Raw genomic sequence first — 17,784 nt, 5'->3', positions numbered from 1 at the left:
TCAGATGTTATCAGATACACTGTTTTTCTCCATCATCGCATTAATAACAGGTTTAGCTGTAGGCAGCTTTCTAAACGTAGTCATCTACCGTCTGCCGATCATGATGGAACGCAGCTGGCAGGCTGAAGCACGAATGGCATTGCAATTACCGGCAGAAAACTTTGCCCGTTTCAATCTTTGCGTACCCCCGTCAGCCTGCCCTCATTGCCAGCATAAAATTCGCTGGTGGCAAAATATACCATTGATAAGCTATCTTATCTTACATGGTCGTTGTGCTGCTTGTGCAAAACCGATTAGCCCTCGCTATTTCTGTGTTGAACTGCTTACCGGACTAGCGTTTGCCGCAGTAGTATGGCGCTATGATGTAACACCAGTTGCCGCCGGTGGTCTGGTTTTGACAGCTGCGTTGATAACATTAACATTTATCGATGCTGATACTCAGCTCTTGCCAGATCAGATTACTTTACCATTACTGTGGCTGGGATTACTGTTTAATTGGTATAGTGAATTTGTATCCTTATCTGCAGCTATATGGGGAGCAGTAGCAGGCTATATGAGCTTGTGGTCACTGTTTTGGCTATTCAAGCTCATAACCGGAAAAGATGGCATGGGTTATGGTGATTTTAAACTGCTGGCTGCTCTAGGCGCATGGATGGGTGCTGCTGCATTGCCATTAATTGTATTTATAGCTGCTATTGTTGGCATCATTGCCTCTTTGATACTCAAAGTTGCCCGCAGTCAGCCAATGGCTTTTGGCCCGGCTCTAGCCATCTCCGGCTGGATTGTTTGGATGGCCAACAGCCAAATTAGCCAGCTCATTCACTGGTGGTTGCAACTTTCTGGATTCGATGCATGACAATCTGGGTTGGACTAAGCGGTGGAATTGGTAGCGGTAAAACCACTGTAGCCAGTTGTTTTGCTAGCTTAGGTATACCAGTAATAAATGCCGATGAAATAGCCCATCAGCTTACTGCACCACATGGTTTGGCATTACCTGAAATCAAAAAACAATGTGGCAGCCAGCTATTTCTGGCAGACGGCAGTCTGGATCGGAACCAACTGCGTAACTGGGTATTTGCTGATTCAACTCATCGCCAACGACTGGAAAACATTCTTCATCCGCTCATCTGGCAAGGGTTGCAACAGGCCAAACAGCAAATTTCTCCAGACAAACAATATGGCATTATTGAAATACCACTACTGGCGGAAAAACCCGAATTTCAAAAACTGGTGCAGCGTATACTTATCATCGAAGCTCCTGTTAATCTTTGTATACAAAGAGTTCAGCTACGCAGTGGTCTAGACGAATCCGCAATACGTGCTATTATGGCGCAACAGGCTGACAGCAAGAGCAGAAAAGTTATTGCTGATGACACAATTACTAATGATGGCAACCGGCCACAACTTGAGCAGGAAGTCCTGAAGCTCCATCACTTCTATCAGGCTTTACCACCATCCACGTTATGACAGATATAATCCATTTCGAACATCCCTTGTCCGAGCGCGTGCGGAATTTTTTACGTATCGCCTACTTGTTCAGGCACTTTCATGAAGTCGTAGTACGCAAGGAAGTCTGGGCACATCACTGTGCATTGTTTTCACTGTTTGAAATCATGGAAGCTGCCGCGCGTGCCGAGCTCAAATTGGATATTCTACAGGAGCTGGAACGTCAAAAAGGTCTGGCACGACAACGGGGTGAAGATGGTAAGGATGCACTGGAAACCATTCAGACGGCAATATCTAATCTACAGAATGTTCAACAGAAATTTGGACAACATCTGCGCGAAAATGAATGGCTGATGGCCATCAAACAAAGAATATTTGTACCTGGCGGTACCAGCCCATATGATTTACCCTCATATTATTACTGGCAGCAGAAAAATCCAGAAGAACGCGAAAGCCAGCTACGACAATGGATTCAAAGCCTGCTCCCAACTTATGAAGCCATCAGCCTACTACTGGAAATCCTGCGTCACAATAGTCTGTCGGTAGAGTGTGTAGCAAATGCAGGCAGCTATCAGCACAACAGTTTGGGGCAGAATATCCACTTGCTTGGTATTAATGTTGCCCAGCATGAAACAGCTTTGCCAGAAGTTTCTGCTAATAAATATTTCACCCATATTCGCTTTTTACAAGCATCACAACAACAGGCACGCGGATTAGTACTGACCACCGACATTCCGTTCACGCTCGTAATGTGTAGCTTCGATGCAGTAATCAAATAATGACTGAAAAAATCATCACCGTTACTTGTCCTACTTGTGGCCAAAACGTCGCCTGGATTACAGCAAACCGTTTCCGGCCGTTCTGTTGCGAACGCTGTAAAATGATTGATTTGGGAGCATGGGCCAGTGAAGGCTATAACTTGCCGGCAGATGAAGATCAACCTCTGAGCGAAGAACTCAAACCATCAAAGCATTAACCTATATTGATTACATTATCCCAAACACTTACAAATATTCATTCAACCTATGACATCCCCCGCTCTTAGCATTCATCAGGCAGTCAAAACCTACTCCAACGGTTTTACCGCCCTGAAAGGCGTCAGTTTCAGCGTTCAATCAGGTGAGTTTTTTGGCCTTCTTGGCCCTAATGGTGCCGGCAAAACCACCCTTATCTCTGCAATGGCAGGACTCAGCCGTCTGACTTCCGGTCACATCAGCATTTGCGGCCACGATGTACAACGTGAACCCAATACCACCCGTAAACTTCTTGGTGTTGTACCTCAGGAGCTGGTTTTTGATCCATTTTTCAGCGTGCGCGAAGCATTACTGTTTCAATCCGGTTATTTCGGCTTACATAAAAATGATGAATGGATTGATGAAATCATTACCAATCTTGGCTTGGCAGATAAAGCCAACACCAATACCCGTAACCTTTCCGGTGGCATGAAACGCCGTGTTATGGTGGCACTGGCTCTGGTACACCGCCCACCCGTTATTGTACTGGATGAACCCACCGCTGGCGTCGACGTAGAATTACGCCAAAACCTGTGGCAATTCATTACCAGACTAAACAAAGCCGGCCATACCATCATTCTAACCACACATTATCTTGAAGAAGCACAATCATTGTGTAATCGGATCGCCATGCTGAAACATGGTGAAATTGTGGCATTAGATAGTACCCAGAATCTGCTGCACGCAGAAACCGATAAACAACTGGCCTTAACACTTGATCAAAAATTACCAGAAAATCTGCGTCAGCAAATCATCAAAGAAGATGGCTACAACTACCTTCTGAAACTAGCAGACTACAGCCAATTGGCCACTATGCTACAAAGCCTGCAAAACCAAAATATAAATGTCAGAAACCTACAAATCCTGGAGAATGATCTTGAAAATGTTTTCCTGCGCCTCACCAGCGACCACATGAAAGATGAAAAATGAATATCACTGGTTGCTACACATTATTAAAAAAAGAAGTCTTGCGCTTCTGGAAAGTAGGGTTTCAAACCCTATCTGCACCTATTTTGACCGCTTTACTTTATCAGCTGATATTTGCACAAGTCATGAAAGGACGCCCAGATATCCTGCCTGGAGTTAGCTATACGGCCTTTCTGATACCGGGTTTGGCTATGATGTCCATGCTACAGAATGCCTTCGCCAACTCCTCCTCCAGCCTAATTCAGTCACGTATTACCGGTAATCTTATATTTATCCTATTACCACCTCTGGGTACAGCAGCATTCTTCTGCGCTTATGTTGGCGCCTCAATTTTGCGCGGATTAATGGTTGGCATCGGAGTAATTGCTGTCACTGCCTTTTTCGGTTTACCCATTCCACACCATCTTGGTTGGATAATCATCTTCGCCTTATTGGGCTGCGCCATCATGGGCATGTTTGGTCTGTTAGCAGGCATAGTCGCAGAAAAATTTGACCAATTAGCTGCTTTCCAAAACTTCCTGATTATGCCTTTAACATTCCTTTCAGGTGTATTTTATTCCATTAATAGCCTACCCTCATTCTGGCGAACCCTCAGCCATTTCAATCCGGTTTTTTACATGATTGATGGCTTCAGATATGGCTTTTTTGGCCAGAGTGACTCCTCACCATGGCTAGCACTTACCGTAGTGAGCAGCTTTGCCATTATTCTGTGTATTCTTGTCTGTGCCATCCTAAAATCTGGCTGGAAATTACGCAATTAGACAAACTAAAACGCTATAATAGCCGCCATTTATCACTAGCTTTTCTGGAGCCCGTCATGTTAACACCTGAAGAGGTAAAAGCCATGATTGCCAATCTGTTACCGTGCGAATATCTCGAAGTAGAAGGAGATGGACACCATTTCTTTGCTCGGATTGTGTCTGGTGCCTTTACCGGAAAAAACCGTCTGGCCCGTCATCGCATGATAAAAGATGGTCTCGCACAACAAATTGCCAGTAATGAATTACATGCACTTTCCATCACCACAGCTGCAACACCGTCTGAATGGGCAGAAAAACAGCAATAAACAATATAGAAAAACCTATTTCTGCCAAATCTAGAGAATTAATATGGAAAAATTAAAAATCCGCGCTAATGGCGCATTAAACGGCGAAATCTTTATCTCCGGCGCCAAAAATGCAGCACTTCCCCTGCTGTGCGCGTCTTTACTGACAAGCGAAACACTGCATCTGACCAATGTACCAATGTTGCGCGATGTTAAAACTACCCAAAAGCTATTACAAGGTATGGGGGCACGTGTACTGACCGACAATATAGAGGAATTTGAAATCAACTGTAGCGGTATAAATAATACCTGTGCACCCTACGAATTGGTCAAAACCATGCGCGCCTCCATTTTGGTGCTTGGACCAACACTGGCACACTTTGGTGAAGCTCAAGTCAGCTTGCCGGGCGGATGCGCCATTGGTTCAAGACCAGTAGATCAGCATTTAAAAGGGCTCGAAGCCATGGGTGCCGAAATTACTATTGAACACGGATACGTCAAAGCACGTGCCCAGAGATTAAAAGGTGCTCATATCGTCATGGATATGGTGACCGTCACTGGTACTGAAAACCTGCTGATGGCAGCCACCCTTGCAGAGGGTACTACCATTCTAGAAAATGCAGCTATGGAGCCTGAAGTCACCGACCTTGCCGATTGTCTCGTAAAAATGGGCGCCAACATTCAAGGCATCGGTACACCTACTCTGACCATTACCGGAGTGGAAAAACTGCATGGTTGCACACACCGCGTTGTGCCTGACCGCATTGAAGCCGGAACATTTTTATGTGCCGTAGCCATGACCGGCGGTAAAGTCGTACTACGAAACGCTGCCCCTAAAACCATGCAGGCGATTCTGGAAAAACTGGGTGAAGCTGGAGCCATTATTGAAGCCGGTGATGATTGGATCAGCATTGATATGCAACAGCCCCCCCGCGCCGTTGATATCCGTACCCTTCCTTATCCCGCATTTCCCACCGATATGCAGGCACAGTTTATGGTTATGAATACCATAGCCAACGGTAACAGCAAAGTGGTGGAAACCATTTTTGAAAACCGATTCATGCACGTACCCGAACTCAATCGCATGGGTGCCAGAATATCCGCTGAAGGCAACACAGCCATTGTAGAAGGTGTTGAGCAGCTATCCGGCACCACCGTTATGGCTACCGACCTGCGCGCATCAGCCAGTCTGGTATTGGCCGGACTGGTGGCCAGTGGTGAAACCATTGTAGAGCGTATTTACCATCTGGATCGCGGTTATGAAAATATCGAACAAAAACTGGGTGGAGTAGGCGCGATTATTGAGCGCGTCAGCGATTAAAAATTCACGAATATTAAAAGGGTGTACGGAAATTTTCGCACACCCTTTTTGTTTTTATTTGAATCGTTCAATAGCTCAATTACACCACATTAATATTAATACTCTATAAAAATTTATAGAGTAAGCTTTTCTTCAGATATTACAGAATCTAATTATCTGTACTCATAGCATGTTAAGAGAATTATAAAATATTCAGTTTGAGACTTCTAATCAATGCTAAATAAGAAATAAATCATACTGATACAGAAAAATATCTTATTAGCATAAAATTTCCAGCAGTGATACACTCAATACTTGTCTTAAATCAAATAAGTAAAATGAACACGATTTATCAGCCAACACAATAAAATTAGGAATGGAGGAAATCATATTTTAATCACTGCACATTTGAATCAACGGTTATAAGTTTTATCCCGCTACCTGTGCAGGATACTTCTGGTTATATCATGGTTGATTTGAGTGTCGTGCAAGCTTTAAATCATAAAATCCACCATTTCTGGCAGCCTAAACATGGTCAAGCGTAGCGGTTTAAACCAGACTATCTGTTCTGGTTGCAAATTCAGTGTACGGAATTCAGCCGGAGAAAGCCACACTTGAACTCGCTGTTTATTATTATAACGGCACAGCCATAATCTTATTTGTGCACCAATAATATGTATTTCTTCCACTATAGCTGAATCTATGACATTACTTTGGTTTTCCGTTAATATTTGTAGTTCTTGCGGACGCACATAGACAGTTACATTTTGGCGTGTCCGCTCACCAGTGGTGACAGGTTCACGATAGTGCCCTAGACACAATTGCCCCTGTTCAATACAAGCATCTTCAAATACATTTACTTCACCTAAAAACTCCGTCACAAAAACATTTTCAGGATGATCATACAAAGAAGCTGCTGCACCGCTTTGCTCGATTTTGCCCTGATTCATCACCACAATCTGATCAGCCATTTCCAGAGCCTCTTCCTGATCATGAGTGACCAGCACACTGGTAATACCCAATTGATGATGTATTTCTACCAGCCACTGGCGCAATTCCTTACGTACCTTAGCATCCAGTGCACCAAAAGGTTCATCTAGCAACAGCAATTTTGGTTTGGTAGCCAGAGCACGTGCCAGTGCAATACGTTGACGTTGGCCGCCGGATAATTGCTGCGGGTACACTTTGGCTAACCATTCCAGCTGTACCAGCTTTAATAACTCTTCCACTCGTGCTGCTATTTCATCTTTATCGGGGCGTATACGTCGGGGTATTACTTTCAATCCGAAAGCAACATTTTCAAACACGGTCATATGGCGAAACAGCGCATAGTGCTGAAACATAAAGCCCACCCGCCGTTCTCGTATATGCAGATTGCTGACCTCCTCATCTCCAAAAAAAAGTTCACCGGAATCTGCATATTCCAACCCCGCAATGATACGCAGCAACGTGGTTTTGCCACAACCTGAAGGTCCCAGTAAAGCGGTTAATGAACCATTAGGCACCTGTAGATTGATATCCTGCAAGGCAGGATATTCGCCATAAGATTTATTCAAATGCTGGATACGGATACTCATAATCGCTACTCAATGCTATGTACCTGACTGTTTAATTGGTTACTGCTATACGTGCACGTTGTGCATCCCTATACATACGTGTCTGGCGCCAGTCGAGATACTTTTGCAACAGTAGTGTACATAAGGCCAGTAAGGCCAAAAGGCTGGATACAGCAAACGCACCTACCATGTTGTATTCGTTGTACATCATCTCTACCAGCAACGGCATAGTATTGGTTTCGCCACGAATATGTCCGGAAACCATACTTACTGCGCCAAACTCTCCCATTGCACGAGCATTTGTCAGGATAATGCCGTATACCAGCGCCCATTTCAGATTCGGTAAGGTAACACGCCAAAACATCTGCCAACCACTGGCACCGAGTATCAGTGCCGCCTGCTCTTCACTACTACCCTGAGCCTGCATTAATGGAATTAATTCCCGCGCCACAAAGGGAAAAGTAACGAACAAAGTAGCCAATATCATGCCGGGAATAGCAAAGATAACTTGCACACCATGCGCTTCCATCCAGCTTCCAAGCCAGCTATTGCTGCCAAACAACAATACAAACATCAGACCAGCCACAACTGGAGAAACAGCGAATGGTAGATCCAGTAATGTTGTCCACAACTGCTTACCCCGAAATGTAAAATGGGTTAACAGCCATGCCATAGCCACACCCAATACCACATTAATCGGTACCACAATCAGGGTAATCAACAGTGACAGACGCATGGCAGCCAGAGCTTCATCATCCAGCAAAGCAGCCATATATAGTTCCCAGCCCTTTGCCAGCGCATAACTAAATACGGATAATAAGGGTAGAAGCAGCAATACACTCAGACACAATAAAGTTATGCCAATAAGTAAATAACGCAACCATTTTGGCTCAGTGAGCAATGCATTGGTCTTCACGATACTCATCAGTAGCGCCCCTGTGTACGACTGCTTAAGCGCCATTGCCATAAATTCAGTGTTAATAAAATAACAAAAGATATTATCAACATAAATAGCGCCACAGCCGCTGCAGCCGGTAAATCAAAAAGCTCAAATTTACTAACTATTATGAGCGGCAGAATTTCTGATTTAAAAGGTACATTACCTGCAATAAAAATGACAGAACCATATTCCCCCGTTGCCCTTGCAAATGCCATTCCTGCCCCCATCACCAGTGCTGGCAATACTTCCGGCAATAATACCCGAAACACTATAGTGAATCTGGATGCGCCTAGAATTGCTGCGGCCTCTTCATATTCGCCCGATAATTCAGCCAGCACAGGTTGTACTGCTCGTACCACAAACGGCAAGCTAACCAGCAATAAAGCCAGCCAAATACCTGTGGGGGTAAAAGCTACCTGTAAGCCCATATTGGTAAATATTCTGCCTATCCAGCCTGTAGGAGCATATAAAGTAGCCAGCGCCACCCCCGTTACTGCTGTTGGTAAAGCAAAAGGCAAATCGACTAATGCATTAACCATATCCTTGCCCCAGAACTGATAGCGTACCAGTACCCAAGCAACTAAAGTTCCTAGCAGCACACTGGCTAGCATAGCCAGTAATGACATTTTCAGAGTGAGCCACACAGCTGCAAGTGTGCGTGGCTCAGAAATCACTCGTATAAAGCCAGACCAGCCCAAATCAGTCACAGTCCACACCAGCATGGCAAAAGGCAATAACACCAGTAATGACAGCGATAGTACACTTACACCCAGACTAAGAGAGAATCCGGGCAATACAGATGGCTGTTTCATTAACAGCATAATTTTTCTCCCATATGCCCGACTGCTATAAACATTACCGGCAACATTAAAGAAAAATATACCGGTAAATTGAAATCAGTCCTATTTAGGCTAAATACCTACAATAACGTGGCTAAAAATGACAAACAGAACAAAACAACAAAGACTACCGCATTCTGCTCTGCAATAGGCAGCCAACAATATAAAAGGCCGTACAGACAAATGAGAAAGAATATATTTTTGTAACTTAATAAGTCACAGTTATAACCCATTATCAGAAAAGCAGTATTGCTGACACCTGCACCACGTAATATCATGCAGACAGTTATTCAACATAAACATATCAATCTACAATAGCGAGAACACAATGCCAGCTTCTCTTCTGGATGAACAAAAAGATGCACCCTTGTCGGCTGACATCAGCTTTCTGATCCAAGCATTATTGAATATGCTGGCTCACGAAACCACCGTAGCCGTACAAACAGTATTAAGCCAGCTTATCGATGGCAAAGAACCGCAGATAACCATCCAGCAAGCTCTGCCATCGCTTGACTTACGGCAGCAGCAAGATCTCATCCGCGCATGTAGTCTGTTTGCACAGGTATTGAATATTGCAGAAGATGTACATCATGAACGGCGGCGTCAAACATATGAACAAAACAGTCAACATTCCGGACGTACCAGCTTTAATCATGTTGTACAGCAGATTCGCCAGCAACAAATACCTACCACAGAATTGGAAACATCCTTACAACAGACCAGCATCAGTGCTGTACTAACTGCCCACCCTACCGAAGTACAACGACAATGTATTTTGTGCTTTCACCGCCATATCCGCAGCATTCTCAATGAACGCAACCATCAGCAACATCCCAACAGCGAACAACTGCAACAGCAGGCTGAAGCCATTATGCTGGCTCTTTGGCAAACCGACGAAACCCGTCATTTTCAGATCAGCGTAAGCGATGAAATTTACAACAGTATCAACTATTTTCCATTAAGTTTTTTTAAAGCCGTACCCGCACTTTACCGTAAACTACAATGCCAGCTTACCAGTATCTATCCGGATGTCAGCCTTCCTAATGTAATCACCATTGGTGGCTGGGTAGGAGGTGATCGCGATGGCAATCCATATGTCAATGCAGATACATTACAGGAAGCATTTTCCTTTCAGGCCAAAGCTTTATTTCAACATTACCACCAGTGTCTGGATGAACTCCATCAGCTATTGCCACTATCTTCCCGCCGTGTTCAGGTAAATAGCAGCGTACTACACATGGCAGAACTGTCACCAGATACCGCAACCGCCCACAAGGAAGAGCCGTATCGTCGCGCCATCGCTTACATACAGACTCGCCTTAGTGCTACCGGGCAACAACTTGGTTTACAACCGTACAATCAGCATTACTGCTTACCATTCTATCGACAGTCAGAGGAATTTCTGCAAGAGCTTAATCATCTCGCCAGATCCTTACAGGAAAATGGCAGTGCCCTGCTCAGTGAGGGCAAACTGGCAGATCTGATTCGTTCAGTTTCTTTATTTGGCTTTCATTTGATGTCTGTAGACCTGCGTCAGCATGCGGCCAAACACACAGAGGTAGTGACTGAATTATTTGCTCATGCTGATTTGGAAGATTTTAAAACACTGAGTGAAGCAGCCAAACAACGAGTATTACTACGCGAACTGAGCACTCAACGCCCGCTGTACAGTCCTTACATTCAGTACAGCAACGATGCCATGCGTGAACTGACTGTTTTTCAAACGGCTGCCCGCATCAAAAATGATTACGGTGAAACGGCCATTAATCAATGCATCATTTCGAATGCGGAAAGTGTCAGCGACATACTCGTAGTTGCCTTACTGCTGAAAGAAACTGGTCTGCTGAGCATCAACAATGAAAAACCCAGCAGCCGCATCAACATCGTTCCCTTATTTGAAACCATTGATGCCTTGCAGAAAAGCGTAGATATTATGGACAAACTGTTTAGCCTGCCCTGGTATCGCGCATTTCTACACAGCCGCAACAATTTGCAGGAAATCATGCTCGGATATTCCGACAGCAACAAAGATGGCGGTTACGTGACCAGTCAGTGGTCCCTGTATCTGGCGGAGTCCCAGCTAGTCAAACTGTTTGCTCACCATCATATCCGCCTACGTCTATTTCATGGTCGCGGTGGCAGCGTAGGTCGTGGCGGCGGCCCTTCTTTCGACGCCATCATGGCTCAGCCTGCAGGCAGCGTAGCCGGACAAATACGCATTACCGAGCAAGGAGAGGTGATTACCGCCAAATATGCTGATCCCACCAATGCCGAACGCAATCTGGAAGCGCTGGTTGCCGCCACACTTGAAGCCACCCTACTGCCCCCTCAGAACAGCGAGCCGGATAACCAAATCATGGATACCTTATCGGCCAGTGCATTCAGACACTATCGCAAACTAATTACCTGCCCCGGTTTCATAGAATATTTTTTACAAACAAGCCCAATACAAGAAATTGCCAGCCTCAATATCGGCAGCCGTCCTGCCAGCCGTAAAACACTGGCAAGAATTCAGGATTTACGCGCCATTCCATGGGTATTCTCATGGACACAGAATCGCCTCATGCTACCAGCATGGTATGGATTCGGCAGCGCGGTCACCGAACTAATTAATCAGGACAGCGCCAATCTGCAACGATTGCAACAGCAAGCACAACACAGCCCTTTTTTCCAGACCATGCTTTCCAACATGGATCAAGTAATGGCCAAAGCCGACCTCACCATTGCCCGGGCTTATGTTAATCTGGCTAGCAATCAAGAAGCTGCCCACACTATTTACAGCATGCTGGCTGATGAATTTGAGCGTAGCAAACAAGCACTACTTAGCATTCTGCAACGCCAGCGTTACTTAAGTGACAACCGAACACTCGCACGCTCACTTGCCTTGCGTATCCCCTACCTAAACGCCCTAAATTGGCTTCAGATACATCTGTTGCAACAACTACGTCATCAACCAGATAACAGCGAGCTACTCCAGCTCATCCACCTAACCATTAACGGCATTGCTCAGGGATTACGGAATACAGGCTGAAGCAAAAACCAGCGCAAACAATACACCTTTGTCTTAATTACTGTTCAGCTTTATAAATATTCATCATCAGTATTTCCTTAGTTTGCATTTCTGAGCTTAATAAGGTATTTAAATAAAAAACTGAAAAAACAAAAGGCAATATAGATTACAAAACAGCAATATAGCCAACTCAGAGCAAAATCCGTCATAAACTAGTACTACTGGCTTGAAATAGCAGTATCACGACCCAATTTAATTAAATAATTCACCTTTTTGCAGAGGAAAAAAATATGCAACCGGAAAACAACACCGAAAACGAAACTCAGGTAAACGAGCCCGAAAACACCGAACCAATTATTGCGCCAGAGGCCACCATTGAAGATTTGCAAGAACGCATCAACGAGCTAGAAGGCCAGCTTAAAGATGAACAACTGCGTTCATTGGCCACTGAGCAGAATCTGCGCCGGCGCCATCAGGAAGAATTGGAAAGTGCCCATAAATTTGCCGGTCAGAAATTTGCCACTGCAATGCTGCCTGTTAAAGACTATCTGGAAATGGCTCTGCAAGATCAAAGCGGCAACTTTGATGCTCTTAAAATGGGTGTACAAATGACCCTTACCGAACTGCAAAAAGCTTTTGATCAATCCAATGTCAAAGAAATCGATCCCAAAGCTGGCGATAAACTTGACCCGCATCGTCATCAGGCTTTACAAAGCGTTGAAAGTGAACAGGAACCCAATACTGTAGTTTCTGTAATGAAAAAAGGATATACCCTATCTGACCGCGTATTGCGTCCAGCTATGGTAACAGTAGCCAAAGCCGCCGACTCAGAATAAATCACCCGAATAAAAACCGTCTGACAGAAATTAATCAGACGGTTTTTTATTGAAAAAATATCTGATATTATCTAGTTTTTTCTTATCATCTCCCTTTATTCTTTTCTCACTAATAAAAATTAAATAGATTCATTCATTATTGCTACAATTTGATTTTGCCAAATAAGCTATGAATATAATATAAACAAATCCTCTTAAATATATTCATTATTTTAGAAAGAGGAAAAACATGCGTTTAAAATGTTTTACAAGTCTGGTCATTCTAGCCATCACCAAAACTGCTCTAGCTCAAGAAATTCAATTACCGCTTACTTTCATCAAAGATATTAATATTCCCGAAGTTGTATTAAAAATCAACGGCAAAGCAGAAAAATTTATTCTTGATACAGGCTCTCAGACGGCACTGCATTTACCACTCAACACTTTAAAACAGCTTCCAGAAACAATCCAAATACCAACTACAAACAAAAGCTTGGATTTAAGCGGAAAAATTAAAGAATCAGATCAATTTCTGATCAAACATCTGAATATTAACGGACTCGAATTCCAAAACATTGAAGCGATGGAATTAAAGCCTTGGGGTTGGAATTATTCCAGCAATCCAGAACAGAAAAAACCGCCTGTGCCAGATGAAAGCATACCTGTAGTCGGGTTAACACTTTTTCAAGATCACATCCTGACACTGGATATAGCTCACAGAAAAATAATTATTGATGATAGAAACAACCCAAACCGATTAAGCCACCAATGGACATTTTTTCCTTATAAAATACATCCGAAAGAAGGCATGGTTATCAAATTTACCGACCAGAAAAAGACATATAACCTGATTCTTGATACCGGAGCATCAATGTCTTTTCTTAAAGGCACATCAAGGTCGGAAAAACTCAGTAATAGCAAAAAAATAACCACTGACAATACGGAAAAAACAACTCTGCGTTTGAATAAACGTGGTTATCCCATGACAGTTAAAATCTACCCGGACAACCCAACCATCCGAAAAATTCCTGTTCGTGCCGCCATTATGGATGGCATGCCGGCAGAATTCGAATCCGACGGCTTGCTCGGCGTAGATTTTCTGCAAAAATACAGTGTCCGAATAGATCAAAAAAATCATCAGTTATGGATCAAACCTGCTTTTTGATTTTATGCATGAAAACAAATAATCAAGCAGATAATTTAAACTAAAGAGATGTTAGATACACTCGCAAAAATTTAACACCTCTCATACACACCAGATTTAACGCGTAATTATTTCAACATCGAGCTTAAAAACGCCTGTGTCCTTGCATGTTGGGGATTAGCGAAAAAACTGCTGGCTTCACCAGACTCTACAATTACACCTTTGTCCATAAACAGCACTTGGTTAGCTACTTCACGCGCAAAACCCATTTCATGGGTGACCACCACCATAGTCATTTTGTCTTCAGCCAGCTGCTGCATGGTTTTTAAAACTTCACCGGTTAATTCAGGATCAAGCGCAGAGGTTGGCTCATCAAACAGCATAATTTGTGGCTGCATCGCCAGTGCACGGGCAATGGCCACACGCTGTTTTTGCCCACCCGATAACTGTGACGGATAACAATCCTGTTTGTTTTCTAAACCTACTTTACGTAACAGTTCTTGTGCCAATGGCACAATTTCGTCACGTTTCAATTTTTTCACCGTAACCGGTGCTTCAATCACGTTCTGTAACACCGTCATGTGTGGAAAAAGATTAAACTGCTGAAACACCATTCCCATACGGGCACAGATATTTTTTATTGTACGTTCAGGCGCATAATGAGCACGGTTGTGAATATTATTCTGTACCAGAAAATCATTTTCAATAGCAATGCTACCAGCATCTATTTTTTCCAGATAATTCAGACATCTAAGCAAAGTAGATTTACCCGAACCAGAAGAACCGATGATAGCCACCACTTCTGAACGTGCCACCTGTATATCCACACCTTTAAGCACTTCTACATTTCCAAAGGCTTTATAGATGCCTCGCGCGTCTATCATCAAATCAGTCATCGTAGCGTGCATAGCGTTTCTCCGCTTTCTGGAATCCCCAGGTCAGAATCAGGGTCATAATCAGATAGAATGCAGCCGCTACAAAAAACGGCATCAGATTAAATTCACGCTGTACCAGCTGATAAGTAACCCGCATTACATCCTGTAATGCCAACACATACACCAGCGAAGTATCCTTAACCAACGTAATGGTTTCATTACTCAGTGGCGGTAAGATTTTTTTCCACATCTGAGGCAACACAATGCGGCGCATGGTCTGGCCATAACTCATACCCAATGTTTTTGCCGCCTCATACTGCCCTTTACCTACACCCTGAATACCGGCACGGAAAATCTCGGCAAAATAGGCTGCATAGTTCAGCACAAATGCAACAATCGCAGTGGTGTAGGCAGGCAGTAAAATATTGACAGCCGGCAGAGCAAAATAAATAAAGAAGATTTGCAACATCAACGGCGTGCCACGCATCACCCAGATGTAAAAATTAACAAGGTAATCCAGCACCTTGACACCGGATAAGCGCAATAGCGCCAATACCAGCCCCAATGGAATAGACAGCAACAGGGTAATAGCAAACAGACTCAGGGTAATTTTTGCCCCAGTCCATAATTCAGGCAACATATTGAACACATAGTTCATGTGTATTCCTTAAAACAACAATAACGCTGCCTGAACAAACTCTATTCAGGCAGCGTTGATTCCAAGGCAAAGACAACATTTATTTGACGATGTCTTTACCGAACCATTTAGTTGCAATTTTAGCAGATGTACCATCGACTTTCATACTATCCAAGGCACTCTGAATTTTCTGTTCCAATGCCTGATCATTTTTTCGGAAAGCCACTGCGTATTGCTCTGTGCCAAAGTTATCACTCAGCACTTTGTATTCATTAGGCTTTTTGGATACATAATAACGGCCAACCACTTCATCCACCACCAAAGCATCTACTCTTTTGGCTGAAACATCCATTAAAGCTGTCACATTATCCGCATATTTTTTCAATTCTTTGAATGATTTGGCCACATTCGGTTCTGCTTCCACAGCGTCAACCGCACTGCTGCCGTCCTGTACGCCAACAATTTTGCCGGCCAGATCAGCTTTGGTATTAATACCACCATCAGGACGAACCACAATAATCTGATGATTATCCATATACGGCTTAGACAATAATAACTGCTGCTGCCGCTGTGGAGTAATAGTCAACCCATTCCATAACATATCTACACGCTTACTATTGAGCTCAGATTCTTTGGCACTCCAGTCAATCGGTTTCAGCTCTACAGTCAGACCGGCACGTTTGGCTGCTTCACGTGCCATATCAATGTCAAAACCCACCAGCTCATTTTTTTCGTTACGAAAACCCATAGGCGGAAAGCTATCATCCAGTCCCATAACCACTGTTTTACCATTGTGCTCAGTTGAGTCAGAAGCTGTACCGGAAGCGGATTCTCCGCCACAGGCAGCAAGCGCCACCGCAACCACAGAGCCCAGTAAAAATTTACGCATGGCGTTGTGCATATAATATTCCTGATTCAATATAAATAGATATTCGTGTCATACACTATACCGGAATTTCTTTACACTTTCATCAGTACGTGATAAATGTATTATCTACGGCAAAACCACCTTAGGTTAATACACCAACCTTAAAAATTAATCAAATGAATAATATATATAATTTTTTAAATTATAGCTATTTCAAAACTCTTTTAATCCAAATCAAATAAATTTTTTCACTCAAAAGATTCAAGCAGTTAGACAAACAGCATTTATATTTAATATGCTTTTTTAGAAAATCATTTCAAAATCATATTGATTGTATTCATCCTAGCTGAAGCTGTTCATAACCTTCTATGGATTTTTCCATATCAATATCTATCCCTTTTCTTAAACAGAAGTTATAAAACACATCTTTTTTAATGATATGAAATAAGCGTAAGCTTTGCCTGGAAAAAATTTATCAAACATATGATTTAAAAAATTTTTTCCAAACCAAAAGCAACCTTTATGTAATCAAGCAGTTCAGAGCATGATTTAATTTTCTGTTTCTAAAAGAGTAAAAATAAGATTTATTGTTCTCAGGCAGCGGCTGATTGCACCGGATGATGTGCCATACGGAAAAACATTTTCCCTTCTTCTTCGATGCGGCGGATAGGCCATTGATACACCTCACTGAGTATATCGGACTGCATCACATTTTCAGGTGTACCTGAAACCACTATCTGGCCTTCATTCATCAGCACAATATAGTCTGAATGATTTGCAGCCATCGTCAGATCGTGCAACACCATTACCACCGAAAAATCGGCATGATGCTCGCGCAGATAATGCATTAAACGGTGCTGATGACGAATATCCAGATGATTACACGGTTCATCTAGTAATAATACAGGTGCATTTTGTAGTAATGCTCGTACCACATTGGCACGCTGCTGTTCACCGCCAGACAAGCTGCCAATCCGTTGCTGTGCCAGTGCCCGCAAATCGAATACCTCTAGCAAATGATGTAATTTTTCAACCGGTGCCTGAGCTTTTTTAAACCAGCCACTGTGTGGATAACAACCAAGCTGAACATATTCTGTAACCGTCAGCGGTAAACTATATTGTCCATGCTGACCTACCCATGCAATCTGGCCACGTTTTAAATAACTGCTTACGGATTCACCGTGTACAGTTACTCCTGCTCCATGCAAACCTAACAATGCGCGCAGCAATGTAGATTTACCTGCACCATTTGGCCCAATAATGCTGGTATGTCGATTTGCCGGAATATCCAGATGTGGCACTGATAAAATGCAGCGGCCGCGTGGCTGCACCTGCACATTACGCACAGTAAACAAATTTTCCATATTTT

Annotated in this window: 18 protein-coding genes; 11 read left to right on the top strand and 7 right to left on the bottom strand. The window is 43.3% G+C overall.

Annotated elements, in window-relative coordinates; all coding sequences use genetic code 11:
• Positions 1-4 precede the first annotated feature (4 nt).
• The 8 genes from ABU615_RS07815 to murA are packed head-to-tail and all read left to right on the top strand — an operon-like array spanning position 5 to position 5,752.
• Positions 5-856, top strand: coding sequence for an A24 family peptidase (locus ABU615_RS07815; protein WP_367417839.1), 852 nt, complete (start codon positions 5-7; stop codon positions 854-856).
• Positions 853-1,467 (top strand): dephospho-CoA kinase, encoded by a 615-nt coding sequence (gene coaE / locus ABU615_RS07810; RefSeq protein WP_267392006.1) that lies wholly within the window; start codon positions 853-855, stop codon positions 1,465-1,467. Before ABU615_RS07815 ends, coaE begins: the two co-directional genes overlap by 4 nt.
• A 5-nt stretch (positions 1,468-1,472) precedes the next feature.
• Positions 1,473-2,225, top strand: coding sequence for a cell division protein ZapD (gene zapD, locus ABU615_RS07805; RefSeq protein ID WP_100140881.1), 753 nt, complete (start codon positions 1,473-1,475; stop codon positions 2,223-2,225).
• On the top strand, positions 2,225-2,422 hold the full coding sequence (yacG, locus tag ABU615_RS07800) for a DNA gyrase inhibitor YacG (protein ID WP_267392005.1): 198 nt from the start codon (positions 2,225-2,227) through the stop codon (positions 2,420-2,422). Before zapD ends, yacG begins: the two co-directional genes overlap by 1 nt.
• Positions 2,423-2,471: 49 nt before the next feature.
• Positions 2,472-3,389: an ABC transporter ATP-binding protein gene (locus ABU615_RS07795; RefSeq protein WP_100140842.1), complete on the top strand. Its 918-nt coding sequence runs from the start codon at positions 2,472-2,474 to the stop codon at positions 3,387-3,389.
• Positions 3,390-3,391: 2 nt separating this feature from the next.
• Positions 3,392-4,147, top strand: coding sequence for an ABC transporter permease (locus ABU615_RS07790; protein ID WP_100140882.1), 756 nt, complete (start codon positions 3,392-3,394; stop codon positions 4,145-4,147).
• A 56-nt stretch (positions 4,148-4,203) separates the two neighbouring features.
• Positions 4,204-4,452 carry a BolA family protein gene (locus tag ABU615_RS07785; RefSeq protein WP_367489788.1) on the top strand — a complete coding sequence of 83 codons (249 nt, stop codon included), beginning with the start codon at positions 4,204-4,206 and terminating at the stop codon, positions 4,450-4,452.
• Between the two features lie 43 nt (positions 4,453-4,495).
• Positions 4,496-5,752 (top strand): UDP-N-acetylglucosamine 1-carboxyvinyltransferase, encoded by a 1,257-nt coding sequence (murA, locus tag ABU615_RS07780; protein WP_370388789.1) that lies wholly within the window; start codon positions 4,496-4,498, stop codon positions 5,750-5,752.
• Positions 5,753-6,225: 473 nt separating this feature from the next.
• Here the strand turns inward: murA and ABU615_RS07775 are convergent, their stop codons facing one another.
• The 3 genes from ABU615_RS07775 to cysT are packed head-to-tail and all read right to left on the bottom strand — an operon-like array spanning position 6,226 to position 9,048.
• Positions 6,226-7,308 carry a sulfate/molybdate ABC transporter ATP-binding protein gene (locus ABU615_RS07775; protein WP_367489791.1) on the bottom strand — a complete coding sequence of 361 codons (1,083 nt, stop codon included), beginning with the start codon at positions 7,306-7,308 and terminating at the stop codon, positions 6,226-6,228.
• A 31-nt stretch (positions 7,309-7,339) separates the two neighbouring features.
• Positions 7,340-8,212, bottom strand: coding sequence for a sulfate ABC transporter permease subunit CysW (gene cysW / locus ABU615_RS07770; RefSeq protein WP_369608782.1), 873 nt, complete (start codon positions 8,210-8,212; stop codon positions 7,340-7,342).
• Complete coding sequence (gene cysT / locus ABU615_RS07765; RefSeq protein ID WP_267392000.1) at positions 8,212-9,048, bottom strand: sulfate ABC transporter permease subunit CysT; 837 nt, start codon at positions 9,046-9,048, stop codon at positions 8,212-8,214. The genes cysW and cysT overlap by 1 nt, the downstream gene beginning before the upstream one ends.
• 346 nt (positions 9,049-9,394) lie before the next feature.
• On the opposite strand from cysT, the gene ppc reads away from it, so the two are divergent.
• From ppc to ABU615_RS07750, 3 genes are all read left to right on the top strand, one after another.
• Positions 9,395-12,097 carry a phosphoenolpyruvate carboxylase gene (gene ppc, locus ABU615_RS07760; RefSeq protein WP_370388788.1) on the top strand — a complete coding sequence of 901 codons (2,703 nt, stop codon included), beginning with the start codon at positions 9,395-9,397 and terminating at the stop codon, positions 12,095-12,097.
• 269 nt (positions 12,098-12,366) lie between these two features.
• On the top strand, positions 12,367-12,912 hold the full coding sequence (gene grpE / locus ABU615_RS07755) for a nucleotide exchange factor GrpE (protein WP_367489795.1): 546 nt from the start codon (positions 12,367-12,369) through the stop codon (positions 12,910-12,912).
• A 229-nt stretch (positions 12,913-13,141) separates the two neighbouring features.
• Positions 13,142-14,056: a hypothetical protein gene (locus tag ABU615_RS07750; protein WP_367489798.1), complete on the top strand. Its 915-nt coding sequence runs from the start codon at positions 13,142-13,144 to the stop codon at positions 14,054-14,056.
• 107 nt (positions 14,057-14,163) lie between these two features.
• On the opposite strand, the gene ABU615_RS07745 is transcribed toward ABU615_RS07750, so the two are convergent.
• From ABU615_RS07745 to ABU615_RS07730, 4 genes are all read right to left on the bottom strand, one after another.
• Positions 14,164-14,919, bottom strand: a complete 756-nt coding sequence (locus ABU615_RS07745) for an amino acid ABC transporter ATP-binding protein (protein ID WP_100151409.1) — start codon at positions 14,917-14,919, stop codon at positions 14,164-14,166.
• 4 nt (positions 14,920-14,923) lie between these two features.
• Positions 14,924-15,568: an amino acid ABC transporter permease gene (locus ABU615_RS07740; protein WP_100140851.1), complete on the bottom strand. Its 645-nt coding sequence runs from the start codon at positions 15,566-15,568 to the stop codon at positions 14,924-14,926.
• Positions 15,569-15,647: 79 nt separating this feature from the next.
• Entirely contained in the window at positions 15,648-16,448 is an 801-nt protein-coding gene (locus ABU615_RS07735; RefSeq protein ID WP_370388787.1) for an amino acid ABC transporter substrate-binding protein, read from the bottom strand.
• 560 nt (positions 16,449-17,008) lie between these two features.
• Positions 17,009-17,779, bottom strand: coding sequence for an ABC transporter ATP-binding protein (locus tag ABU615_RS07730; RefSeq protein WP_370388786.1), 771 nt, complete (start codon positions 17,777-17,779; stop codon positions 17,009-17,011).
• Between the last annotated feature and the right edge of the window lie 5 nt (positions 17,780-17,784).

It is taken from the genome of Snodgrassella alvi (assembly GCF_040741455.2).
GTDB lineage: Bacteria > Pseudomonadota > Gammaproteobacteria > Burkholderiales > Neisseriaceae > Snodgrassella > Snodgrassella alvi_E.
Note: the sequence above shows the minus strand (reverse complement) of the source record. Positions and strands in the feature narration are given on the sequence as shown.